The following is a 2789-nucleotide window of genomic DNA, read 5'->3' on the forward strand; positions in this document are numbered from 1 at the left end:
TGCGCGGCGACAACTACGATGGCCGGTTGAGCGGCGACTATGATGGCCGGTAGGATCGGTTGTCTGGTCTGATCGTAGGGAGGGGCGCAGCCCCGACCGGAGAGCGGACCAGACAACCGGTGGCGATCTTTTTCCCCTTCTTTCGGGGGGCAGATCGGGGCTGTGGCGGGCGGTGGTATCGGAACACTCATCGAACAACGAGCGATGGGTTTGCGATGCCGGGCCACCACATTTCCGATCAGCAGGTATTTCTCTTCATGACCCATCGTCGCCAACACACCCAGGCCGTCGCGGCTGCCAAGGCCGGTATCAGCGAACGCAGCGCACGCCGGATCGAGAACGATCCGCAGCTTCCGTCCCAGAAGAAGAAGGAGCGCCACTGGCGCACCCGCGCCGATCCGCTCGAGCCATTCTGGCCACGTATAGAGGAGTTGCTCCAGATCGACGGTATCATTGCCGTCACGGTCTTCGAGACGCTCCAGGACGAGTTCGGCGAGGATGCTGTTCCCGATGCGATACGACGAACACTGGAACGCCGGATCGCCCGCTGGCGGGCACTGCACGGCGGCGAGAAGGAGATCTTCTTCCCGCAGCATCATGAGCCCGGTCGGCAGGGCCTGTCGGATTTCACGGTATGCGACAGTCTCAAGGTCACCGTTGCCGGCGAGACCCTGGCCTATCGCCTCTACCACTTCCGCTTGGCGGCGAGTGGCTGGGAGCATGCGGCTGTCGTGCTGGGCGGGGAGAGCTTTGCCGCCCTTTCGGAGCACCTGCAGGATGCGTTGTGGAAGCTGGGCGGTGCGCCGGCCGAACACCGCAGCGATTCCCTGTCAGCCGCCTACAAAAACCTCGACGCCGATGCGCAGCGGGATTTCACCCGAAGCTATGACGAGCTGTGTCGTCATTACGGCATGCTTGCTACCCGCAACAACCGCGGCGAGGCGCACGAGAACGGATCGATCGAAGGTCCCCATGCCCATCTCAAGCGACGGCTCGATCAGGCCTTACGCCGGCGGGGCAGCCGCGATTTCGTCAGCATCGAGGCCTGGCGCGAGTTCGTTGAGGCGCAGGTCGCCAGACAGAACCGGCGGCATGCTGCGCGCATCGATGCAGAACGCAGGGTACTCAAGGCGCTGCCCGCAAGGCGAACCACCGATTTCGCCATGGTCACCGTCGATGTCACCCGCAACGGCACCGTCGCCATCGATCGGGTTACCTATTCGGTGCCTTCCCGCCTCGTCGGACGGCGCCTCAACGTGCATCTCTTTGACGATCGCATCGAGCTCTTCCTCGGTCCGGACAGGGTAATGTCCACGCCGCGTGTGCGGATCAGTCATCCCCACCGGGGGCATAGCATCGATTTCCGGCACATGATCGGTAACCTGCGCCGCAAGCCCGGTGCACTGCGCAACCTCGTCTACCGCGAAGCCCTCTTCCCCGATCACGCCTACCGGCGGGCCTGGCAAGCCTTCGATGCCCAACTCGATGGACGGCAGGCCTGCCGCGATGCCGTCGCGCTGCTCGATATCGCCGCCAGGGGCGACTGTGTCGACGTGCTGGCCCGGCGGATCGATGAGGCTCTCGACAGCGGGCGCTTGCCCGATGTCGATGCGCTCAGGGACGAGTTCCTGCCAACCGCAAGATCGCAGCGCGATGTCGCTATCCCGCCACCCGATCTGCACAGCTACAACAGCCTGATCGCCAGCGGGGAGGTGCACTGATGACCCGCACCAAGGATCAGGCCGCCGCCGTACTGCCTACCCTGCTGAAGGCCTTGCGCCTGCCGAGCATCAACCGCAACTGGAAGCGCCTCACCGACACCGCCGATCGCGATGGCTGGCCGGCCGCCAACCTGCTGGCCTCGCTTCTCGAGATCGAGATGGCTGATCGCTCCTCCCGGCGCATCCAGCGCCATCGCGACCAGTCCGGCTTGCCCGCAGGCAAGACCTTCGCCACCTTCGATTTCGACGCCGCCCCCGGCATCCGCAAACCGCACCTCTTGTTCCTCGCCGCCGGTGACGACTGGATCGAGAACGGCGGCAACCTGCTGCTGTTCGGCCAGAGCGGGACCGGCAAGACGCACGCAGTTGCCGCCATTGGCCATGCCCTCATCGACACGGGGCGGCGCGTCCTGTTCTGCTCCACCACCGACATGGTCCAGAAGCTCCAGTCCGCGCGCCGCGACCTCAGCCTGCCCGCCATGCTCGACAAGCTCGACAAGTTCGATCTCATCGTGCTCGACGATCTGTCCTACGTCCGCAAGGACCAGGTCGAGACCAGCGCCTTGTTCGAGCTCATCGCCCACCGCTACGAACGCCACTCGCTCGCCATTACCGCCAACCAGCCATTTTCGGCATGGGACAACGTCTTCCCTGATCCCGCCATGACTGTCGCCGCGATCGACCGCCTCGTGCACCACTCGACCATCATCGAGATGAACGGCGAAAGCTACCGCAAGCGTTCCGCCGTCGCCCGCATCAACGCCGGCGATTACGACCCGCCCAATGGCGCCCCGGACCGGCCATCATAATTGTCGCTGGCTTCGCGCTCGGGAGCACCCTTGCTGAGGCAACGGGTAATTGTCGCCAGCGGCAATTACATGCCAACCATCCCATGCGCTTCAAACCCTCGCTTCCGGCCAGCGCCAGCGACAATTACCCAGCGTCATAATTGTCGCTCGACGGTTGCTCCTCGCAACAGCAAATGGTAGCCAGAATTCACCAACCGGCGCGGCCACCTATCGGCCATCAAAATTGACGCCGACCGGACACCGTAATCGTCGCGCTACA

The 2789-nt window shown here is 64.1% G+C and carries 2 protein-coding genes; both read left to right on the top strand.

Features of this window, described 5'->3' with window-relative positions:
• The first annotated feature begins 215 nt into the window (after positions 1 to 215).
• Positions 216 to 1721, top strand: coding sequence for an IS21 family transposase (gene istA, locus ACODSN_RS16325; protein WP_489056541.1), 1506 nt, complete (start codon positions 216 to 218; stop codon positions 1719 to 1721).
• Positions 1721 to 2530, top strand: a complete 810-nt coding sequence (gene istB / locus ACODSN_RS16330) for an IS21-like element helper ATPase IstB (RefSeq protein WP_489056542.1) — start codon at positions 1721 to 1723, stop codon at positions 2528 to 2530. The genes istA and istB overlap by 1 nt, the downstream gene beginning before the upstream one ends.
• Positions 2531 to 2789: the final 259 nt, after the last annotated feature.

The sequence above is a fragment of the Sphingobium sp. FG11 genome (assembly GCF_057809915.1).